The sequence below is a fragment of the Micromonospora sp. NPDC051300 genome (assembly GCF_044455315.1).
Lineage (GTDB): Bacteria > Actinomycetota > Actinomycetes > Mycobacteriales > Micromonosporaceae > Micromonospora > Micromonospora robiginosa.
In genome coordinates, this window is the sequence record NZ_JBITEP010000004.1 from 45,297 (window position 1) to 64,514 (window position 19,218).

General features: G+C 74.6%; 13 protein-coding genes. 10 read left to right on the forward strand and 3 right to left on the reverse strand.

The genetic code is table 11. The features are described from left to right. Positions 1–809 precede the first annotated feature (809 nt). Both ACIA5A_RS06695 and ACIA5A_RS06700 read right to left on the reverse strand, forming a co-directional pair. Positions 810–3,566, reverse strand: coding sequence for a beta-L-arabinofuranosidase domain-containing protein (locus tag ACIA5A_RS06695; protein WP_396757170.1), 2,757 nt, complete (start codon positions 3,564–3,566; stop codon positions 810–812). A gap of 74 nt (positions 3,567–3,640) precedes the next feature. Next, the gene (locus tag ACIA5A_RS06700) at positions 3,641–5,119 is read right to left on the reverse strand and encodes an arabinofuranosidase catalytic domain-containing protein (RefSeq protein ID WP_396757172.1); all 1,479 of its coding nucleotides are present in this window, start codon (positions 5,117–5,119) and stop codon (positions 3,641–3,643) included. Between the two features lie 202 nt (positions 5,120–5,321). Here ACIA5A_RS06700 and ACIA5A_RS06705 point away from each other — a divergent pair, with 202 nt between their 5' ends. The 8 genes from ACIA5A_RS06705 to ACIA5A_RS06740 all read left to right on the forward strand — a co-directional run bounded on the left by ACIA5A_RS06705 (position 5,322) and on the right by ACIA5A_RS06740 (position 13,922). Beyond that, entirely contained in the window at positions 5,322–6,584 is a 1,263-nt protein-coding gene (locus ACIA5A_RS06705; protein WP_396757174.1) for a cyanophycinase, read from the forward strand. A gap of 133 nt (positions 6,585–6,717) precedes the next feature. Beyond that, on the forward strand, positions 6,718–8,145 hold the full coding sequence (locus tag ACIA5A_RS06710; RefSeq protein ID WP_396757176.1) for a pre-peptidase C-terminal domain-containing protein: 1,428 nt from the start codon (positions 6,718–6,720) through the stop codon (positions 8,143–8,145). Between the two features lie 70 nt (positions 8,146–8,215). Then, on the forward strand, positions 8,216–9,100 hold the full coding sequence (locus tag ACIA5A_RS06715; protein WP_396757178.1) for a MurR/RpiR family transcriptional regulator: 885 nt from the start codon (positions 8,216–8,218) through the stop codon (positions 9,098–9,100). A gap of 94 nt (positions 9,101–9,194) precedes the next feature. Then, entirely contained in the window at positions 9,195–10,136 is a 942-nt protein-coding gene (locus tag ACIA5A_RS06720) for a transporter substrate-binding domain-containing protein (RefSeq protein WP_396757180.1), read from the forward strand. Between the two features lie 112 nt (positions 10,137–10,248). Further along, entirely contained in the window at positions 10,249–11,106 is an 858-nt protein-coding gene (locus ACIA5A_RS06725) for an amino acid ABC transporter permease (protein WP_396757182.1), read from the forward strand. Next, positions 11,103–11,864, forward strand: coding sequence for an amino acid ABC transporter ATP-binding protein (locus tag ACIA5A_RS06730; protein ID WP_396757184.1), 762 nt, complete (start codon positions 11,103–11,105; stop codon positions 11,862–11,864). The genes ACIA5A_RS06725 and ACIA5A_RS06730 overlap by 4 nt, the downstream gene beginning before the upstream one ends. Continuing rightward, complete coding sequence (locus tag ACIA5A_RS06735) at positions 11,864–13,030, forward strand: M20/M25/M40 family metallo-hydrolase (protein ID WP_396757186.1); 1,167 nt, start codon at positions 11,864–11,866, stop codon at positions 13,028–13,030. The genes ACIA5A_RS06730 and ACIA5A_RS06735 overlap by 1 nt, the downstream gene beginning before the upstream one ends. 46 nt (positions 13,031–13,076) lie before the next feature. Next, complete coding sequence (locus ACIA5A_RS06740) at positions 13,077–13,922, forward strand: DUF6671 family protein (protein WP_396757188.1); 846 nt, start codon at positions 13,077–13,079, stop codon at positions 13,920–13,922. Between the two features lie 10 nt (positions 13,923–13,932). Here ACIA5A_RS06740 and ACIA5A_RS06745 read toward each other — a convergent pair whose 3' ends face one another. Beyond that, positions 13,933–14,457: a carbonic anhydrase gene (locus ACIA5A_RS06745; protein WP_396757190.1), complete on the reverse strand. Its 525-nt coding sequence runs from the start codon at positions 14,455–14,457 to the stop codon at positions 13,933–13,935. Between the two features lie 92 nt (positions 14,458–14,549). Between ACIA5A_RS06745 and ACIA5A_RS06750 the strand changes: the two genes are divergently transcribed. Both ACIA5A_RS06750 and ACIA5A_RS06755 read left to right on the forward strand, forming a co-directional pair. Then, positions 14,550–18,779, forward strand: a complete 4,230-nt coding sequence (locus ACIA5A_RS06750) for a putative inorganic carbon transporter subunit DabA (protein WP_396757192.1) — start codon at positions 14,550–14,552, stop codon at positions 18,777–18,779. Beyond that, positions 18,776–19,153, forward strand: coding sequence for a DUF190 domain-containing protein (locus tag ACIA5A_RS06755; protein ID WP_396757194.1), 378 nt, complete (start codon positions 18,776–18,778; stop codon positions 19,151–19,153). Before ACIA5A_RS06750 ends, ACIA5A_RS06755 begins: the two co-directional genes overlap by 4 nt. Positions 19,154–19,218 lie beyond the last annotated feature (65 nt).

Here is a 19,218-nt window from a genome sequence, read left to right on the forward strand (position 1 = left end):
CGTCGCCGTGCCGCGCTGTCGCCGTGCCGCGCTGTCGCCGTGCCGCGCTGTCGCCGTGCCGCGCTGTCGCCGTGCCGCGCTGTCGCCGTGCCGCGCTGTCGCCGTGCCGCGCCGTCGCCGTGCCGCGCTGTCGGGCCGTGTCGCGCCTCGCCGTCTGCCGTGCCGCGTTGCCTGTGATGCCGGGGCATGCGCGGGTCTGCAGCGCCGAGTTGTCCGGCGGTGGTTGGCCATGACGCCCGACGACCCCTCCGCCTCGTGGCTGGCGTGGCTGGTCACACGGTGCTCTGCGTGACCCGGACGCTGCGTGCACGTGTCGTCGGCCCGGTGGGGGCATCCCCGCGCTGATTCGCGTCCGCCGATGCTCGACGGCCGCGCGCGGCCATCCAGCGAGACGCCCCACCTCTCCCGTGCCCCTGTCGACCTGATGGCGCCATCGACTCGGGCGCTGGCCCACCGACGGCAGGCGCAGATCTTGGTACGAATCGGCCCCTCTGGGGGCACGTTGCTTCCAAGATCTGCGGCGTTCCCGAAACGCGGTCAGGTTGGTCCGACAGGCGGGACGGGTGCGGTCCGAAATGGTCCGCCGAGCCGTCCGGGACGCCTGAGTCGTTTCTGACATCAGCTCGACAGGCAGCCACCGAGGAGGGCCCGGCCGCATCATCAGGGCGAGGGGCGAGGGGCGAGGGGCGAGGGGCGAGGGGCGAGGGGCGAGGGGCGAGGGGCGAGGAGCCGCCGCCGCCGGGTCGCCCGGCCCGACGACGGCGGCGTCACCGGGGGCACACGGACCGGCGGCCCGCGTACCCCACGCCTCAGACGAACCGCCAGCGCTGGTGCGCCGCGCCGGTGTCGTCGCCGAGGGCGGCCTGGGCGCCCTGGCTGCCGGAGCCGCCGCTGAGGCCCAGCACCCGGCCGCCGTTGCCGCACTGGATGCGGAAGTAGCCGTTCCCGCCGTGGCGCAGCCGCCACCGGTGGTCGGCGGCGCCGTTGTCGGCCCACTGCACGATCCGGGCGCCGGCCGCGGCGGAGCCACCCTCGACGCCGAGCACCTTGGCACTGTGCGAGGCGCGTAGCCGCAGGTAGCCGCCGGTGTCCACGAGCGCGGTCCAGAGGTGGTCGGCGGTGCCGGTGTCCCCCCACTGGAGGATGCGGGCGTTGTCGGCGGTGGACATGTCCTGCACGCCGAGCACCAGCCCACTGCCCAGGTTCTGCAGCCGGCGGGCCCCGTTGGGCAGGAACCGCCACTGGTTGTCGAGGCTGCCGTTGTCCGGGTCCTGCACGGCCTGCGCGCCCTGCGCGGTCGAGCCGCCGGAAATGCCGAGCAGCTTGCCGCTGTTGACGTTGCGCAGCCTGTGCGTGCCGTCGCCGACGTCGACCACGGTCCACAGGTGGTCGGCGGTGCCGTTGTCGGCCCACTGGAGGATGCGGGCGTTGTCGGCGGTGGACATGTTCTCCACGCCGAGGACCTTGCCGCTGTTGACGTTGCGCAGTTTGAGCGCCGACCCGTCGACCACGAGCTGCCAGTCGTGGTCGGCGGTGCCGGTGTCGCCCCACTGGAGGGCGAGCCCGCCGTCGGCGGTGGACATGTTCTGGATCCCGAGCACCTGCCCGCTGGCGGCGTTGGCCAGCCGGAAGCTCGCCTGCCCGCCACCGCCGCCGCCCGTGCCGGCGCGCCAGTAGACCGTGTAGTTGAACCCGTGCGCGTCGTAGAACGGCCCGAGGTTGACCGTGGCGCCGTCGGCCCGGGCGGTGAACGCCAGCGAGCCGCTGCCGGTGCGGGTGACCGAGCCGGTGTCCAGCGTGGGCAGCCCGCTCAACGTGGTGGCGCCGTAGTTGCCGGAGAGCACCACCGGCCCGTACATGATCGCCTGGACCGCCGCGTCGTCGTTGGCGGCGACCGTGGTGACCCGCATCGGCAGCCGCACCGTGACCACGTCGCCGGAGGTCCAGTCGCGGGTCAGCGTGGTGTAGCTGCCCGGTGTGGTGGCGATGCCCTGCGCCGCGCCGTTCACGCTGACCGTCGCGCCCGTGGTCCACGACGGGATCCGGATCCGCATCGTCCACGACCCGCCGACCGAGCCGGTGACGGTGAGCGTGGTGGTGTCCGAGACCGGGTACGAGGTGCTCTGGGTGACCGTGATGCCGCGCTGGCTCCAGGTGAGCACCGAGGGCACGAACAGGTTCACGGTCAACGTGGTGCCGTTGTGGAAGTAGATCGCGTCGGCGAGCGTGGTGTTGGTCTCCAGCCCGGTGCCCTGGCAGCACCAGAACGAGTTGTAGTCGGTGCTCCAGGTGCCGCCGCCCCACGCCGGCCCGACCCCGCGCCGCCCGCCCGGGTTGAGCGGGGTGAAGTAGGTGACGTGTCCGTGGGAGTCGGCCGGGTTCTGTTGGCCGATCATGTGGTTGAGCAGCGCCCGCTCGTAGAAGTCGACGTAGGCGACGCGGTCCGGGTCGAGCTGCCACAGCTCCCTGGTCAGCTTGAGCATGTTGTAGGTGTTGCACGCCTCGCAGGTGTCGGTACGCAGGTAGCCGGCGACGGCGTTGGGCGCGCGGAAGTGCTCGGCCTGGCTGTTGCCGCCGATGGCGTAGGTGTGCGCGCCGACGGTGATGGACCAGGCGTTGGTGGCGATGTCTCGGTAACGGGTGGTTCCGGTGGCCTTGTACTCCCGAGCCGCACCGATCCACTTGGGCACCTGGGTGTTGGCGTGCAGCCCGTTGAGCTGGTCGGAGTTGGACGCCAGCGGGTTGAACACGGCCGCGTGGTCGAAGCGCTGCGCGGTCGCCAGCCACCGGGCGTCGCCGGTCTGCTGGTAGATGTCGGTGAGCACCGCGTTCATGCCGCCGAACTCGGTGCCCAGCACGGCCTGCATCTGCGCGGAGCTGAGCCGGCCGGTGCGCTGGTCGACCCAGCCGGCGAGCGCCAGCAGCACGTCGCGGGCCTGGGTGCTGCCGATCAGGCGCCACACGTCGAGCAGGCCGGCGAGCGTCTTGTGCACGCAGTAGTAGGGCACGTTGCCGTTGCTCAGCGTCCGGGCCTCGAGCGCGGTGAAGTCGGACTCCGGGAAACCGGAGAGGTAGCCGGCGCCGAAGCCGGCCGCCCCGTTGTTGGCCTGGCACCTGGCCAGCTCGGCCACCATGGTGACCGCCTTGTCCCGGCAGGTGGTGTCGCCGGCCACCGCCCACGCCTGCGCCCAGGCGGTCAGGAAGTGGCCCTGCACGTGGGTGCGGAACGGGAAGCTCGGCGCGTCCCAGCCACCGTTGGCGGCGGCCCCGGCGGTGGAGAGCCGGTGGTTGGCCCGGAAGTTGTAGAGCAGCCGGTTGACGTCGACGAAGCGCAGGTAGGACAGCGTGCGGTTCTGGTTGTCGAGCCAGCGGCCGGCGGTCAGCCGCGCCTGGCCTGGGTCGAACGCGTAGGCGGAGACGCCGATGTCCGGACGGGCCGGGGCGAGCGCGGCGCCGGCCGCGACGCCGCCGGAGAGCGACCCGACGGCCGCGCCGGCCGCGGTCGCGACGGCGGTCGCGCCGGTGGCGCGCAGCAGCATCCGGCGGTTCACCAGGGGAGCGGGCATGAGCGGCCTTTCGTGGTGGGGACGGTGCTACGACGCCGGGCCGGGCGGATCGTCCGCCGCCCGGCCCGGCGGGGTCAGTTGCGCAGGCTCCACTGCTGGTTGGCCTGACCGTTGCAGGTCCAGAGGATGAGTTTGGTGCCGTTGGCGGTGCCGGCGGCGTTGGCGTCGAGGCAGAGGCCGGATTGCTGGCCGGTGATGGTGCCGTTGGCGTTGACGTTCCACTGCTGGTTGGTCTGGCCGTTGCAGTCCCAGATGATCACGGCGGTGCCGTTGGTGGTGCCCTGGCCGTTGGCGTCCAGGCACTTGGTGCCGTACACCTGGAGCTGTCGGGCGGCGGTGCGGGTCCAGCGCTGCATGGTCCCGCCCCAGCAGTCCCAGAGCTGCGTCTGGGTGCCGTTTGTGGTGGCGCCGTTCGGCACGTCGACGCAGCGTCCGGACTGGCCGCCGACGATCTCGACGCTCTGCCCCCCACCGCCGGTGCTCGCCGCGTACCCGGCGGCGGTGATGTTGGCCTGGACCGCGTCCTCGGTGGCGGCGGACGGGTAGCCGGTGGTCATCACGCCCTCGTAGAAGGTGCCGGCGGAGCCGTGGCTGTTGTCGCCGCCGATGCCGAGGATGATCGCGCCCTCCTTCTTCATCGGGTTGTAGCCGGACGCGTTCGGCCGCTTGCCGTCGTAGAAGGTGGAAAGCCCGCCGGACTGGGCGTTGCCGGCGCGGATCGCCCAGTGGTTCGGCTCGCCCTTGACGATCGCGGTCAGGAACCGGTGGCTGATCGACGGGTCGTTGGCGTTGTAGCCGGGGTTGACGCCGGAGAAGAGGCCGTTCTCCAGGTCGGCCATCACCCAGGGGCCGTTGCCGGTGCCGTAGCCCCAGACCTTGATGTTGCCGAAGTAGATGGCCTCCATGGTGCCGTTGCCGTTGTCCCGGCTGTTGGTCTCGGCGTTGCCGTAGTCGAAGCAGCAGCCGCCGTTGTAGTGGGTGCCGTCGAAGATGGCGTACATGCCCTCGGGCTGGTCGCCCTTGGCGATGCCGTTGGTGGCGTTGTTGCGGTAGCCGGTGCCGGGGGCCACGAACACCCCGTACGCCTTGCGACCGCCGAGGGTGACCGGGGCGAGCGTGGCGTCGGCGAGGTTGTCGTAGCCGCCGGCGGCCGGGCCGGAGAAGCCGCCGGGCGGGGCCTGGGTCAGGTGGTTGCCGCGGCCGGACTGGTCGTAGATGACGCTGATCAGGCAGCTCGTGCCGGCGCAGAACGCGTCCTGGGTGGCGGCGTTGGCGACGTCGCCGGCGGCGAGCGGGGCGACGTCGCGGGTGGCGTTGTCGGAGGCGCGCCGCACCTGGTAGAGCGGGCCGGCGTAGGCGCCGTAGAGCGCGCGGGTGGTGCTGTGCGCGGCCACGCAGGGCGTGCCGCCGGCGGCGTAGATGTCGCAGGGGCCGGTGCCGGCGGCGCGTGCCGGGGGCGCGGCGGAGCCGACCACCGTCGCGGTGGCGGCGACCAGCAGGGCCAACGGTACGAGCGCGGTCGCCAGGCGGCGACGGGTGGTGGTGGGGTCCATCGATCCTCCTCCAGCGGAGATGACGAACGAGTTAACGTTAACAATCGGTCTTAGCGTGGCGTTTACATAGGCGACTGTCAACGCTTCACGAGGGCAAAAGATTTGCAGTCGACGATGTTAGCGCTCTCATGGTTGTCGCCCGGTTCGCGGTGCCGTACGCTCTGCCTCGCGGCCCGCCCTCACGGTCACGTGAGGAGCACCCATGCCCCTGAACCGCCTGCTGACCCTCGGGGTCGGCGCCTGTGCGGCGGTCGCGCTCAGCGTTCCGGTCGCCGCCGTCCCGGCCTCGGCCACCACGTCCCACCATCGCTCCGGCGGCAGCCTGGTGCTTGTCGGCGGCGCGCTGGCCGACGACAACCGGGAGATCTACGACGAGATCGTCCGGCTCGCCGGTGGCCCCGGCCGGGCCCGGATCGGCATCCTCACCGCCGGCGCCCCGGTGCCGGCCGAGGATCCCGACGCCGGCACGCCGGACTGCAACAACAGCGTCTGCAACGGCGACTACTACGCCGACCTGTTCCGGTCCTACCGGGCGGCCGACGCGCAGTGGATCCCGATCGACCTGGACCGTCCGGGCGCGGCCGACGACCCGGCCGTGGTCCGGCAGATCGAGTCGATGACCGGGTTCTTCCTCGGCGGTGGCGACCAGTACCGCTACGTCACCACGATGACGCGGGGGGCGGCGCAGCGGGACACCGCGGCGCTCGCCGCGATCCGGCGCAAGCTGCGCGGCGGCGCGGTGGTCGCCGGCACCAGCGCGGGCGCGCAGATCATGGCCGGCCGCGACATGATCACCGGCGGGTCCACCGAGCCGGGTCTGCGCGACGGCGCGGAGCCGGGCTACTTCGACGACCCGGACGTGCTCGGCTATCTGCCGCGCGGCGGTTTCGGGTTCTTCACCGCCGGACTGGTGGACACCCACTTCTCCCGGCGGGGGCGCGAGGCGCGGTCGATCCGGCTCGCCTCGGACACCCGGCACTCCCGGGTGTTCGGCCTGGACGAGAACACGGCGCTGGAGGTCACCGGTGTCGGCGGGCGGAACCCGTCGCTGCGGGTGCTCGGGCAGCGCGGGGTGAGCGTGCTCGACCTGCGCCGGGCCCGGGTGACCGACCACGGTGGGGTGTGGGGGATCGAGGGTGTGCGGTGGAGCCGGCTGACCGCCGGTGACGCGTACCTCGCGCCACGGTGGACGGTCGTCCCGGCGGCCGGCAAGCCGCGCGTGCGACCGGAGGCGGGGCCGTGCACGGCGATCCCGTCCGAGGACGTCTTCTACGACTACGCCATGGTCGGCCTGGTGGAGACCGGGCTGGCCGCCCGTACGGGCTGCGTGGCGGTCGGCGGGACGTCCTACGAGAAGGACCCGCGGTGGGCGGCCCGACTGACCCGGGGCGCCGGGTTCACCGCGTTCCGGGGCGCGTCGGCGACCACGTTCACCGACGTGGTGGTCGGCATCCGGCCGGCCTGACGTGGTGCGGCGGCGTCGGACCCGACCGGTCCGGCGCCGCCGTCACGAACATGTAACAGAAGTTACGTATTGAGCAGTGAACTTAATGGATGTAACTTCTGTTTCATCGCTTCGTGGCCCCTCGGAGGTGCCCATGTCCCCATCCCGCCACTCCCGCCGACTCGCCGTGACGGCGGCCGCCGCCGCGCTGCTCACCGTCGCCCCACTCGGCGTCACCGCCGCGCACGCCCAGGTCACCCGGGTACGCCAGGGCAGCGCCACCGACGCCAGCCGGGCGAGCTGGTCCGGCCCGGCGTACACCATGAACGGATCCGGCGGCATCGTCACCGCCACCATGACCAGGGCGATCGACGCGATCCGCGGCGGCACCGGCGCGATCGACGTGGCGGTGGTCGCCGGTTCCGGCACCGGCACCCCGGAGTGCGACGTGATCACCAACCTGGCCGGCGTCAACTCGTGCACCACGCTCACCCTCACCGCCACCGCCGACGGCAACAACAGCCAGGTCAACACGGACATCCGCAACGCCGAGTTCGTCTACTTCGCCGGTGGCGACCAGTGCCGCTACGTGGCCTGGAAGGGCACCGCGCTGGAGGCGTCGGTCGAGTCGGTGGTGGCCAAGGGCGGCGGGGTCGGCGGCGGCAGCGCCGGACACCACGTCAACAGCGACGTGGTCTACGACGCCTGCACCGCGAGCGCCACCTCGGCGGGCGCGCTGGCCAACCCGTACGACAGGTCGTTGACGTTCACCACAGGCATGTTCCGCTGGCCGAACTACGCCAACACCATCAACGACTCGCACTTCGTCACCCGCGACCGGATGGGCCGGACCATCGCGTTCGTCGCCCGGGCGGTCAAGGACGGGCTGGTCACCGGTGGCAAGGCGTGGGGCGTCGGGGTCGAGGAGGGCGCCTCGCTGTTCGTCGACCGCGCCGGCCGGGCCACGCTCAGCGGCCCGAGCGCCTACGTCGTGCTCGGTGACCACCAGCCTGAGGTCGCCACGTCCGGGCAGCCGCTGACCTACCTGAACGTCAAGATCTGGAAGCTGACCAACGGCCAGAGCTACGACTTCGCCAACCGGCCGACCTGCGGCTACTACCTGCGCAGCGTGCGCGCCGGGGTGCCGGACAGCAGCCTCTACGACGGCACGCCGGTGACCGACTGCTCGTCCACCCCGCCGCCGTCGGGTGGATCGTCCTACGCCGAGGTGGAACCGAACGACTCCCGCACGGCCGCCAACTCCATCGCCGGGCTGACCTATCCGGCCACCGTCACCGGGGACATGAAGAGCACCACCGACCGCGACTACTTCTCGCTCACGCTGGGCGCCGGGCAGACGCTCACCGTGAACTGCGCGATCCCGTCGGCCTACGACGCGGACCTCTACCTGCTCAGTTCGAGCGGGAGCACGCTGACCCGCTCGGTGAACGACGGCGCCGGGACGGACGAGTCGCTCACCCTGACCCGCACCGCGTCCGGCACCGCCACGTACCACCTCGACCTGGAGGCGTACGCCGCCTCCGGGACCGCCGACTACGCCTGCACGATCGCGAAGTCCTGACCCGCGCGGGGGTCCGTGGGTGGGGCGGTGACGCTCCGCCCGCGGACCCCCGGCCCGCTACGCTCGGCCCGTGCCGAACTCCGATGCTGTCGACGAACCGCACGCGGTGGGGGTGGCCGCGCTGATCCGCGGCCGGCTCGGCGAGTGCAGCCCGGCCGAGCGCCGGGTCGCCCGCGCCCTGCTCGCCTCCTACCCGTCCGCCGGCCTGGGCACGGTGGCCGCGCTGGCCGAGCGGGCCGAGGTGAGCGCGCCGACGGTGCTGCGCCTGCTGTCCCGGCTCGGCTTCGGCGGCTACCCGGAGTTCCAGCGGGCGCTGCGCGACGAGCTGGCGGAGCGGGAGACGTCGCCGTTGACCGCCTACCGGGCGAGCGAGCGGGGCGGCACGCCGCCGGAGGGCGCGTTGCCGCGGGCCGCGGCGGCACTGCCGGACGCGGTGGCCGGCACGCTCGCCGACCTGCCGCAGGGCGAGCTGGACGCGGCCGTGCGGCTCCTCGCCGACCAGCAGTTCCGGGTCACCGCGGCCGGTGGCCGGTTCTCCGCGCTGTTCGCCAACTATCTGGTGCTGCACCTGATGCAGGTGCGCGGCAACAGCCGGCTGCTGCCCGCAGGTCCGGTGGAGCGCGCCGACATGCTCGTCGACGTCGGCCGGCGCGACCTGGTGGTGCTCTTCGACTTCCGCCGCTACGAGGAGCCGACCCTGGAGCTGGCCCGGGAGGTCACCGGCCGGGGCGCCCGGGTGGTGCTGTTCACCGACCGGTGGTTGTCGCCGGTGGCCGGGCTGGCCGAGGTGGTGCTGCCCGCCCGGGTCGACTCGCCCTCGCCGTACGACAGCTTCGTGCCGACGCTGGCGCTCGTGGAAACGCTCGTCACGGCGCTGATGGATCGGCTCGGCCCGGTCGCCGGCGCCCGGCTCAAGGCGATGGAGGGGGCGCAGCAGGCGTTCGGCGGGCGCTGAAACGCCCGTTACAAAAAACTGTAACCTCACCGAGATCGTAACGTGAGTTACAGTCCGGGGGCTGGCTGTTCCGGCCCCCGGAAGGACTACCCCCATGCGCATCCGTTCCCTCGCCCTGGTCGGCGCGACCACGGCCCTGCTCGCCGCCACCGCCGCCTGCGGCGGCTCCTCGACCGGTGGCTCCACCGACGAGGTCAAGCCCGTCTCGGTCAGCATCGACGGCGTCGGCGCGGTCGAGACCGACAAGACGCTGGCCGGCAAGGTCCCGTCCGACGTGCGTGGCCGTGGCACGGTCACGGTCGCCACCAACGCCCCCTACCAGCCGTTCATCGACTTCAAGGTGGAGGGCCGCACGGACCAGTTCGTCGGCCTCGACCACGACCTGTTCCAGGCCGCCTCGGCCCGGCTCGGCCTCAAGGCCACCTTCACCCAGCAGCCGTTCGACGGCCTCGTGCCCGGCCTCCAGGCCGCGAAGTACGACGCCATCGCCGGCGGCATCACCGACAAGAAGGAGCGCCAGCAGGTCGCCACCTTCGTCGACTACTCCGCCTCCGGCACCGGCTTCCTGGTCACCGCCGGCAACCCGCTCGGCGTGAAGACCGTCGCCGACCTCTGCGGCCGCACGGTCGCCGTGCAGAAGGCCAGCAACCAGGCGAAGAACCTGGCGACGTACGCCAAGGAGAGCTGCGCCGGCCGGCCGCTGGAGGTCAAGGAGTACCCGGAGAACCCGCAGGCGGTGCAGGCGCTGATCGCCGGCAACGTGCAGGTCGTCGCCGCCACCCGGGTCAACCTGGTGGACACCGCCGGCTCGCTCGCCGGCAAGGCCGAGCTGGTCGACGACCCGTCCTCGCCCAACGGCTGGCTGGCCAGCCCCAACGGCTTCGGCTTCCTCAAGGCCAACAAGGAGCTCGCCGAGGCGTACCGGGCGGCCGTGCAGTCGCTCATCGACGACGGCACCTACGGCAAGATCCTCACCCAGTGGAAGCAGACCCCGATCGCGGTCGAGAAGGCCACCATCGACCAGGCCATCGACTGACCCGGCGGACCACCGCCCCCCGATCCGCGGTCGCCGGGCGCCCTCTTATTCCGTGAGGGCGGGCCCGGAGGCGCCCGGCGACCGCCGAACCCCTGCCGGAGGCACTCCCACGATGACCACCACCGAACCCCCGGCGGTACGGGTCGTCCCCGTCCGCCACTACGGCCGCTGGCTGACCGCGCTGGTCGTGGCCGGGCTGGCCGCGCTGTTCCTGCGGGCGCTGCTGAGCAGCCCCAACCTCGAACCCGGCACCGTCGCCCACTACCTGTTCCAGGACTACGTGCTCGACGGCGTGGTCACCACGCTCTGGCTCACCCTGCTCGCCATGGTGCTCGGCACCGCCGGCGGCATCCTGCTCGCCGTGCTGCGGCTCTCCGACAACCCGGTGCTGCGCGGCGTCTCCTGGACGTTCATCTGGGTCTTCCGCGGCACCCCGCTGCTGGTGCAGATCATCTTCTTCGGGTTCCTCGGCGCGCTCTTCCCCCGGCTCACGCTCACCGTGCCGTTCACCGACACCGTGCTGTTCGACCGCCCCACCAGCGTGGTGGTCACCGGCACGGTCGCCGCGGTGCTCGCGCTCTCGCTCAACGAGATGGCGTACGCCGCCGAGGTGATCCGCGGCGGCATCCTCGCCGTCGACCAGGGACAGACCGAGGCCGCCGCCGCGCTCGGCATGGGCCCCACGCTCACCCTGCGCCGGGTGGTGCTGCCCCAGGCCATGCGCGTGATCATCCCGCCGATGGGCAACGAGACCATCACCATGCTCAAGTCCACCGCGCTGGTGTCGATCATCGCCGGCCGGGACCTGATGACCGCCGTGCAGAGCGTCTACCAGAACAACTACAAGGTGATCCCGCTGCTGCTGGTGGCGGCGATCTGGTACCTCGCCCTGGTCAGCCTCCTCTCCGCCGGCCAGTGGCTGGTGGAGCGCCGGTTCGGCCGCGGCTTCGCCCGGGGAGGGGTGCGATGACGGCGATGGTCCACGCCGAGAAGGTGACCAAGCGGTTCGGCCCGGTCGAGGTGCTCAAGGGCATCGACCTGACCGTGGCCGCCGGTGAGGTGGCCTGCCTGCTCGGCCCCTCCGGCTCCGGCAAGTCCACGTTCCTGCGCTGCGTCAACCACCTGGAACGCATCGACGGCGGGCAGCTCTCGGTCGACGGCGAACTGGTCGGCTACCGCCGCCAGGGCGACAAGCTCCACGAGCTGAAGGCCCGCGAGGTGGCCGTGCGTCGCCGCGACATCGGCATGGTGTTCCAGCGCTTCAACCTCTTCCCGCACCTCACCGCGCTCGGCAACGTGACCGAGGCCCCGGTGCGGGTGCTGCGCACCCCGCGCGAGCGGGCCCGGGAGGAGGCCCTGCGGCTGCTCGACCGGGTCGGGCTGGCCGAACGCGCGCACAACTACCCGAGCCAGCTCTCCGGCGGGCAGCAGCAGCGCGTCGCCATCGCCCGGGCGCTCGCCATGCGCCCGAAGCTGATGCTCTTCGACGAGCCCACCTCCGCGCTCGACCCGGAACTCGTCGGCGAGGTGCTGGACGTGATGAAGGGCCTGGCCGCCGACGGCATGACCATGGTGGTGGTGACCCACGAGATGGGCTTCGCCCGCGAGGTCGCCGACCAGGTCGCGTTCCTCGACGACGGGGTGGTGGTCGAGGCCGGCCCGCCCGACGAGGTGCTCGGCCGGCCCCGCCACGAGCGCACCCGCGCCTTCCTCGACAAGGTGCTCTGATGGATCCGCTGCTGCGCGCCGCCGGCGACCGGCTGGCCGCCTACCACGACCGGCTCGCCCGGTTGGTCGCCGTCGACTCCGGTTCCGGCCAGGTCGACGGGCTGCGTGAGGTCGCCGACCTGGTGCAGGGCTGGTGCCTCGGCGCCGGGCTGTCCGTCGAGCGGGCGCCGGTCGCCGACCCGGCCGGCCGGCCGCTCGGCGACGTGCTGATCGCCCGCCGCCGGGGCACCGGCACCCGCCGGGTCCTGCTCGCCGGTCACCTGGACACCGTGTTCCCCGCCGGCACCGCCGCCACCCGCCCGTTCCGGGTGCACGACGGCCGCGCGTACGGGCCGGGGGTCAGCGACGACAAGGGCGGTGTGCTGGCCGGGCTGGCCGCCGTCGAGGTGCTCACCGCGACCGACCGGCACGGGTACGGCGAACTAGTGCTGGTCTGCACGCCGGACGAGGAGATCGGCTCGGTGGGCAGCCGCGCGGTGCTGCGTACCCTCGGGGCCGAGGCCGACGTGGCGCTCTGCCTGGAGTGCGCCCGCGACAACGGCGACCTGGTGTCCGCGCGCAAGGGCGTGGCGGACCTCGCGGTGACGCTGCGCGGCCGGGCCGCGCACGCCGGTATCGAGCCGGAACGCGGCGCGAACGCGCTGCTCGCCGCCGCCCGGCTGACCGTGGCCCTGGACCAGCTCAACGGTCGCTGGCCGGGGGTGACGGTGAACGTCGGCGCGTTGGAGGCGGGCGGCCGGCCCAACGTGGTCGCCGACCGGGCGCGGATGCTCGTCGACCTGCGCGCCTGGCGCGCCGGCGAGTACGAGGCCGCGCTCGCCGAGATCCGCCGGCTGGTCGCCGCGCCGACCGTGTCCGGGGTGCACGCCGAGCTGGCCGTGCAGGCGCCCACCCCGCCGTGGGAGCCGGATCCGGCCGGGCGCCGGCTGGCCGAGCTGGCCGCGAAGGTGGGCGCGGGTCTCGGCGTACCGGTCTCGCACACCGCGACCGGCGGCTGCGCCGACGCCAACCTGCTGGCCGAGGCTGGCGCGACGGTGCTCGACGGGCTCGGGCCGATCGGCGGCGCGGACCACAGCCCGGGGGAGTGGCTCGACCTCGATTCGGTGGTCCCCCGGGTGGCGCTGCTGGCCGGTCTGATCGACGCGGTCGGCCGGCGGGAGCCGTAGCGCGGATTTGGGACCGGTGACCGCCGGGGCCGCTACGATCGGCGTCGTGGACGGCTCGCCGTTCCGTGGCGTGGTGGCCTGCCTGGCGACCATGCACGGCAAGCAGTGGGCGTTGCGCCCGCTGCTGCGCCGCCGCCTCGGCATGGGCCTGCGGGTGGCGGAGGTGGACACCGACGCGCTCGGCACGTTCACCGGCGAGGTGCCCCGGGTCGGGTCGGCGCGGGAGACGGTGGTCCGCAAGGCCCGGCTCGGGATGGCGGTCACCGGGTCGCCTGTCGGCCTGGCCAGCGAGGGCGCGTTCGGTCCGCACCCGGCGGCACCGTGGATGCCCGCCGACGTCGAGTACGTCGCCCTGGTCGACGCGCGGTCGGGCCTCACGGTGGTGGAGAGCGTGGTGAGCGCCGAGACCAACCACGCGCACGTCACCACCGACGGCCGGGACCGCGCGGTCGTGCTCGCGTTCCTGCGACGGGTCGGGTTCCCGCACCACGCCGTCGTCGTCCGGCCGGCGGCGGGCCCCGGCGCGCCGGAGAAGGGCCTGCGCCGGCTCGTCGACGTGCTCGCCGCGCTGCGGCGGGCGGGCGCGGGCAGCGCCGACGGCCGGGCGACGCTCGCCGCCGACCTGCGGGCACACGTCAACCCGACGCGGATGCGGGTGATCGCCGCCGCCGGGCAGCGGCTGGTCCGCCGGCTCGCCACCGCCTGCCCCGCCTGCGCCGCGCCCGGCTTCGGTCCGGTGGGCGCGGAGGGCGGCCTGCCCTGCCGGGACTGCGGCACGCCCAGCCCGCTCGACGCGACGCTCGTCGATGGATGCGCCGGGTGCCCGTACCGCTCCCGCCGGCCGGTGGCCGGGCGCGCGGATCCCGGCTCGTGCCCGCGGTGCAATCCCTGACCGCCGCCGGTCAGGTCGTCCGGACCTCCGCCCGGTTCGGCGGTCGCCGTCGGCCGGTGCGCCGCACCGCCGGCACGGCGACGACGGGGCGGATCTCGCCGAGGGTCCGGTCGGCGTCGTGCCAGAGCATGCCGTGCAGGCCGCACCTGCCGGACCGCGTCGCCTGATCGAGCAGGGGCGAGCCGCGGCGCAGCGCGGCCAGGGTGGCGCGGATCCGCTCGTGCCCGCTGCCGTGCGGCAGCGAGCAGGTGGTGTGGCCGAGCACCACGACCAGGGGCACGCCGAGGTGGCCGACCGCGTAGTCGAGGCTGCCCAGCACCGCGGGTCCGGCGCTCAGGCCGGCGGCCCGGACCGCGAACACGTCGGCGCCGCCGAACACGACTGTCGCCTCCGGCAGCGGATCGGCGCAGGAGAGCACGGCCGCCAGCGGCGCGCCGGCGGGGGCGTACGGCGTCGGCGCGGCGCCGACCCGGTAGCGGTGGTGGCCGGCGCGCAGCCGGGCGAGGGCGAAGCTCGGGCTGACGGTCATGTCCATCGCTGCTCCTCGTGACGAGCCACTGTCGTGCGTCTCACGATACACGAATTAGAAATCGTGTAATAGAGTGCGCATGTCTGAAGGGGGTGGCGATGGACGTCGCACTGGTTCCCGTGGTCCTGGCCGGGCCCGCCTCGGCGGTGCTCGGCGCGTTGACCGTGCCCGACCCGCGCCGGGCCGCCCGGGTGACGGGCGCGTTGCTCGGGCTCGGCGCGGTGGCGGCCGCCGCGCTTGTCGTCCGGGTGGCGGCCGGCCCGGCCGTACCTGCCGTGCTCGCCCGCGTCGACACGATCGGGCCGGCGTTCTCCGTCGGCGTCCGCGTCGACCGGTTCACCGCGCTGTTCGTGCTCCTCGTCTGCGGGCTCGCCGCCGTGGTCGCCGGCTACGCCCGCCGCTACCTCGACGGCGAGCCGGGCGCCCGCGCGCTCCAGGCCCGGGTGGCCGCGGCCACCGTCGCGACGCTGGTGATGGCGACCGCGCCCAGCCTCGTCCAACTGGCCGTCGGCTGGATCGCGGCCGGGCACCTGCTGGTCGGCCTGATCGGCCACTACCGGGACCAGCCCCGGGTACGCGCCGCGGCGCGCCGCACCCGGCGCCTGTTCCTCGCCGGCGACGTCGCCCTGGTCAGCGGCCTCGCGCTGCTGGTCACGCCGGCCGGCGACGCCGACCTGTCGGCGGTCCGCGCCACGGTCGGCGACCGGCCGGGCTGGCTGCTCGCCCTCGCCGGCGCGCTGCTGCTGGTGGCCGCCGGGGTGCGCTCCGCGCAGGTGCCGGCGCACCGCTGGCTGCCGTCCACCCTGGACGCGCCGACCCCGGTGTCGGCCGTCCTGCACGCCGGGATGGTCAACGTGGCCGGATTCCTCATGATCACACTGGCGCCGGTGGTGACCGCCGCGCCCGCGATGATGCCGGCGATAGTGCTCGTCGGCCTCGTCACCGCCGTCTCCGGGCTGCTGTTCGCCGCCGTGCGCACCGACGTCAAGGGCGCGCTCGCGCGGTCCACGATCGCGCAGATGGGATTCATGCTCGCCCAGTGCGGGCTCGGCGCGTTCGGGCTGGCCGCCGTGCACCTGGTCGGGCACGCCGTCTACAAGGCGTACGCGTTCCTCTCCGCCGGCGGCGCGCTCCAGGCGCAGACCCGCGACGCCGCCGCGCCACGGCCGGTCGGCCCGCCGCCCACCCGGTCCCGCGCCCTGGCCGCGACGGCTGTGGTCGCCGCCGTGCTGGGCACCGAGCTGCTGCTCGGCGCCACGGCGAGCGGGGCCCTCGGCGCCGCGCTCGTCGCCGCCGCCGCGCTCGCCGCCGTCCGGTCCGCGCTCGCCGACCGCGCGCTGCCGGCCCGCGCCGCCGGCACGCTCACCCTCGCCGTGGCGGCGCTGGCGAGCGCGTACCTCGTCGCCGGGCGGGCCGCCACCGACTGGCTGGCGCTGCCCACCGGGACGAGCCCGGTCGCCGTCGGCGTCGCGGCGGGCGTGCTCGTCGCGGCGGCCGTCGCCGCGGCGGTCCTGCGCCGCCGGGGGAGCGCCGCGCTGTGGTGGTGGGCCTGGCACGACGGCGGCGTACGACCGCGCCGGCGGGCGACCCCGGCCGGCGGCACGACGCCGGCCGCGCTCACCACGCCCCGAAGTGACCTGCTCGACCGCTCCGACGGGGCCCGGGTCGTCGCCGCGGCGACCGCCGCCACCGACCACGTCGGCGCGGTCGCGCCGCTGGACGCGTTCGTCGCGGTCAACCCGCTCGCCGGCCGGGAGAGCGTGCCGTTCGCGCGGGCCACCGCCGAGCTGCGGGACCTCACCGGCGCGCACACCCACCTGCCGGCCGCCGAATACCGGCGGTTGCTGCGCGACGGCCGGATCACCCGGGCCGACCTCACCGCCGTGCTCCCGCCGCCGGTCTCCGGGACGGTCGCACTGGGCCACCGGCGGGTCGACGCCACCGACCTCCACCTGGCCGTGCTGGCGCATCCGGTGCACGACGGGCCACCGCCGCCGGCCGACCTGCTCGCGGTCGCGCGGCGTCGGCTCGCCGACCTGCCCGCGCCGCCCCGGCCCCGCACCCCGGAGGAAGCCGGCCCGCTCACCCTCGCCGAGACGCTGGACCGGGCGCTGGGCACCCGGATCGCCACGGACGTCGACGACCTGCTGGCCGGCTGGTGCGCCGCGCACAGTGGTCGCCCGGCGGCGCGCTGGCCGGTGCCCGGGCCGGCCGACGACGGCTGCTGGGCGCGCTGGCGGCGGCTGGCCGGCGTCGACCCGGCCCCGGCCCGGTGGGGCGTCGTCGGCCTCGCCGCCCTGGTCGACGCGCTGCCTCCGGCACCCGAGCAGGCCGTCGCGGTGCTCCTGCGTGCGATCGGGGTGCCACCGGCGGCCTGGCCCACCTACCTGTCCCGGTCGCTGCTCCGGCTGCCCGGGTGGGCCGGGCACGCCCGCTGGGCACAGACCCACCCCGGAGCCGGGCCGGCGCTGAGCCCGCTGGACCTGCTCGCGGTGCGCCTCACCTACGAGTACGCGCTGGCCGGTGCCGCCGCCCAACGCCACCTGGAGCTGCCCCCGGTGCTGGACGCGGTCGCCGCCGCGACACCCACCGCCCTGCCCCGCGCGGCCGGCATCACCCCGGACGTGCTGGCCCGGCTGGCCGGCGCGCTCGACGTCGACGTCGCCGCGCTGGCGTGCCTGCCCGGGGAGACCGTGGCGGCGCTGCGGGACGCGGCACTGCGGCTGACGCCGTCGCGGCAGGCCGAGGTGTGGCTGGCCGCCGCCGAGCACGCCTACCGGCGTCGACTGCGCCACCGGCTGGACCGGGGCGTCGACCGGCCGGCCGCCCCGGCCCCGGCGCTCGCCCAGGCGGTGTTCTGCATCGACGTCCGCAGCGAGGGCCTGCGCCGCCACCTGGAGGCGGCCGGACCGGTCGACACGTACGGCTTCGCCGGCTTCTTCGGCCTGCCGGTGCGGACCGTGACCGCCGGGGCCCGGCGCGGCCGGGACCGCTGCCCGGTCCTCATGCGACCGGTGGCCACCGTCGAGGAGTCACCGGCCGTCCCCGAGGTGTCCCGCCGACGGTCACGGCAGGCCTGGCGTCGCGCCTACGCCGCCGCCAAGGCCGACCCGGTCGGCGCGTTCGCCTTCGTCGAGATCGCCGGCGTGCTCGCCACCGCGGCCCTGCTCCTGCGCGCCGTCGCGCCGGGCCGGTTCACCCCGGCCGCCGACCACACCGCGCCTACCGTCGCCGACCTCGCCGACGCCATGACACTCGACGAACAGGTCTACTACGCCGAGGCGACCCTGCGCACGGTCGGGCTCACCGCCGGCTTCGCGCCGCTGGTGCTGCTCTGCGGGCACGGCGCGACAAGCGCCAACAACCCGTACGCCGCCGCCCTCGACTGCGGGGCCTGCGGCGGGAACCGGGGCGGGGTGAGCGCCCGCCTCGCCGCCGCCGTGCTCAACCGGCCCGAGGTGCGCGCCGCCCTCGCCGAGCGCGGCATTCCGCTGCCCGACGGCACGCACGTGCTGGCCGGCGAGCACGACACCGTCACCGACGAGGTCCGCCTGTTCGACCTGGACGCCGTCCCCGCCGGGCTGCGACAGGCGGTCGGGGAGCTGTCCGGCCGGCTCGCCGAGGCGGGCGCGCGGCTGCGCGTGGAACGGGCCGCACGACTGCCCGGCCGGCCCCGTCCGGGCCGCCTGCCCCGGCGGGCCGGCGACTGGGCCCAGGTCCGGCCGGAGTGGGCGCTGGCGGGCAACGCCGCGTTCGTCGCCGCGCCCCGCGCGCTGACCGCCGGCGTCGACCTCGGCTGCCGGACGTTCCTGCACTCCTACGACCACACCGGCGACCGGGACGCCACCGCGTTGGAGACCATCATGACCGGACCCCTGGTCGTCGCCGCCTGGATCAACCTGCAGTACTACTTCTCCACGGTGGACCCCCAGCGGCTCGGGGCCGGCACCAAGACGGTCCACACCGTCGTCGGCGACGCGCTTGGCGTCCTCTCCGGCTCGGGCGGCGACCTGCGCCTCGGCCTGCCGCTCCAGTCGGTCGGCGACGGCACCCGGCCGGCGCACGACCCGCTGCGGCTGCTCGCGGTGATCCAGGCCCCGCACCACCTCGTCGACGCCGTGCTCGGCCGCAACCCCGGCCTGCGCCAGCTCGTCGACGGCGGCTGGATGTCGCTGACCGTGGTCGACCCCCGCACCGGCGAGTGGACCGAACCCGCGCCGGGCGGATCCTGGCGGCCCCTGCCCGCCCCGCACGTCGTCACCGACACCGTCACCGAGTTGCCCGCGCGCCGCCCGGCGCCCACCGCCGAGAAGGAGTACACCGCATGAACGACCTGGGACTGACCCGCATGGTCAAGGTGGAGGTCGTCACCCGCGCCGACGACGCCGACGCCGTCCGCACCCTGCTGCACGCCTCCGGCGTGAGCGGCTGGACCAGCCTCAGCGGTGTCTCCGGCTTCGGCCACCACGGCACCCACGAGGGCCGGCTGCTCTTCAACGACCGGGCCGGCCTGGTCATGGTCATCGCCGTGCTCCCGCACGACCGGGCCGAGCCGGTCGTGACCGGCCTGCGCGACATCCTCGCCCGGCGGCCCGGCGTGATGTTCGTCAGCGACGCCTGGGTCAGCCGGCCCGAGTACTTCGGCGCGGGCACCTCGGACCAGCCGACGACGCGGGGTGGTCGGGGTCGTGCGCCCGCATGATCCCGACCGGCCGGCCCCGGGCCGGCGGAGCCCGTCCGGCGACGCGCCGGGCGACCGCGCGCCCG

What these genes read in the sequence shown, in the direction of transcription:
- ACIA5A_RS06695 (WP_396757170.1), bottom strand. Translation starts at nt 3,566, where the DNA reads ATGCCCGCTCCCCTGGTGAACCGCCGGATGCTGCTGCGCGCCACCGGC.
- ACIA5A_RS06700 (WP_396757172.1), bottom strand. Translation starts at nt 5,119, where the DNA reads ATGGACCCCACCACCACCCGTCGCCGCCTGGCGACCGCGCTCGTACCG.
- ACIA5A_RS06705 (WP_396757174.1), top strand. Translation starts at nt 5,322, where the DNA reads ATGCCCCTGAACCGCCTGCTGACCCTCGGGGTCGGCGCCTGTGCGGCG.
- ACIA5A_RS06710 (WP_396757176.1), top strand. Translation starts at nt 6,718, where the DNA reads ATGTCCCCATCCCGCCACTCCCGCCGACTCGCCGTGACGGCGGCCGCC.
- ACIA5A_RS06720 (WP_396757180.1), top strand. Translation starts at nt 9,195, where the DNA reads ATGCGCATCCGTTCCCTCGCCCTGGTCGGCGCGACCACGGCCCTGCTC.
- ACIA5A_RS06725 (WP_396757182.1), top strand. Translation starts at nt 10,249, where the DNA reads ATGACCACCACCGAACCCCCGGCGGTACGGGTCGTCCCCGTCCGCCAC.
- ACIA5A_RS06730 (WP_396757184.1), top strand. Translation starts at nt 11,103, where the DNA reads ATGACGGCGATGGTCCACGCCGAGAAGGTGACCAAGCGGTTCGGCCCG.
- ACIA5A_RS06735 (WP_396757186.1), top strand. Translation starts at nt 11,864, where the DNA reads ATGGATCCGCTGCTGCGCGCCGCCGGCGACCGGCTGGCCGCCTACCAC.
- ACIA5A_RS06745 (WP_396757190.1), bottom strand. Translation starts at nt 14,457, where the DNA reads ATGGACATGACCGTCAGCCCGAGCTTCGCCCTCGCCCGGCTGCGCGCC.
- ACIA5A_RS06750 (WP_396757192.1), top strand. Translation starts at nt 14,550, where the DNA reads ATGGACGTCGCACTGGTTCCCGTGGTCCTGGCCGGGCCCGCCTCGGCG.
- ACIA5A_RS06755 (WP_396757194.1), top strand. Translation starts at nt 18,776, where the DNA reads ATGAACGACCTGGGACTGACCCGCATGGTCAAGGTGGAGGTCGTCACC.